This window comes from uncultured Thiodictyon sp., assembly GCF_903946935.1.
In the GTDB taxonomy this organism is placed as follows: Bacteria; Pseudomonadota; Gammaproteobacteria; order Chromatiales; family Chromatiaceae; genus Thiodictyon.
Genome location: NZ_CAJAXH010000033.1, coordinates 1 through 1,576, shown reverse-complemented (window position 1 = coordinate 1,576; position 1,576 = coordinate 1). Strand labels below are relative to the sequence as shown.

At 64.3% G+C, this 1,576-nt stretch carries 1 protein-coding gene; it reads left to right on the top strand.

Features of this window, described 5'->3' with window-relative positions; all coding sequences use genetic code 11:
* The first annotated feature begins 777 nt into the window (after positions 1-777).
* Complete coding sequence (locus QZX93_RS03830; protein WP_295388374.1) at positions 778-1,455, top strand: integrase arm-type DNA-binding domain-containing protein; 678 nt, start codon at positions 778-780, stop codon at positions 1,453-1,455.
* Positions 1,456-1,576: the final 121 nt, after the last annotated feature.

Below are 1,576 nucleotides of genomic sequence, written 5' to 3'. Positions count from 1 at the left end.
TGACCTCGCGAAGGTTCACGCACGGGGCCTCGGACAGTAAGGGGACCGACGTGCTTTATACCCGGGCCACCTGGCGTTGTCCAGTGTTGCGGACAACCGCCGGTTGCAACAGAGAGTCCTGGCTAGAACGGTTCCGCCCTGACTCGCCCCGACCCAAACTTTGTGTGGTCTCCGGCAGGAAATACGCTCCGGAACCGGCCACGCCTAACCCTGTCGGGACCTGGATCGCCCTGGCATGCGCCGGGAGCACCAACAAAAAGGGCCTAGCCTTGCGGCTAAGCCCTTTTCTCTATTGGCTGGGGGACTAGGATTCGAACCTAGGTTGACGGAGTCAGAGCCCTCCAGTCTCGGGCGCTCGTGCATGGCTCCAACGGTATCCAGCCGGCTCCAACTGGACCAACGCACCGCACCGGCGACCCCAACGCTGGCTCAAGCCGTCGACAGTCTGGCCCGGTCGGGATGTGGCTCGGCACAGCCGACGCACAGCGCCCGCGCCTCAGCACCCGGAACGCGACCGGAGCGTCGCCACCGCCACCACCCACGCCCTCTGGGTCCATCCCGGCGCCCGCTCGCCTCCTGATCGTCCCCTGATCGCCCTCCCCCTCGCCCCGGCCGGCATCCAGCCCGCCGGACGGCATCCCTGTGTGTCGTTGACCGAAAAAAATGTGCCCTATCCGGCCCTGCCTAGCTCTAGCCGGAAACGCAAGGCTTTGATGGGTCTAAAGGTCTTTCCCTCTCTGCCATCCTAATCACCGTCACCCAACCTCGGAGAACCCGATGAGCCAACCGCCCAAATCGTTCCGCTTCACGGTGCGGGACGTCGAGAATCTGCCACCCCAGGACCGCTCGGCCGGCGCTCGCGAGGCCGAATACTCAGACCTCGCCTGTCCCGGCCTCAAGGTGCTCGTCAACCGCACAGGCCGCAAATTCTGGTACTACCGCTACTCGTTTCGCAAGCACCGCCACATCATCAAGATCGGCGAGTTCCCGTCGACCTCCCTGGCCGCGGCGCGGCAGCGGGTCAACGAGCTGCGCGCCAAACTCGACAGCGGCGTCGATCCCCTGACCGAGAAACGCCAGGTCGATGCCATCCCGACGCTCCAGGCGTTCGCCCAGGAGCAGTATCTCCCTTACGCCGAACAGACCAAGCGCTCCCACCGGGATGACCGCTCCCGTCTGGAACATCATATCTATGAGGTGCTCGGCAAGCTGACGCTGGACGCGATCACCACGCAGAAGGTACAGCTCTTCCTGGCCGAGCGTACCAAGAGCGGACTGGCCCCGGCGACCGTGAACCGGCTGCGCTCGCTGCTCCAGCGCATGTTCGCCCTGGCGATCCAGTGGGACATCCTGGAGAAGAACCCCGTCCAGGGCCTACCCAAGCTCCAAGAGAACAACGCCCGGCAGCGCTATCTGAGCCCGGAGGAGGTCCACGCCTTCGGAATGTGTCAATGAAAATGAGACACCGGGGTGTCGAATTTAGTGTTGCTCGGGAGGCTCTTGGATCTCGGTTAAGCCTGCGGCCGGCGGGTTGATCCAAACCTCTGCGGGAGGCAGCTTGGGTGTCGGCGGTGTG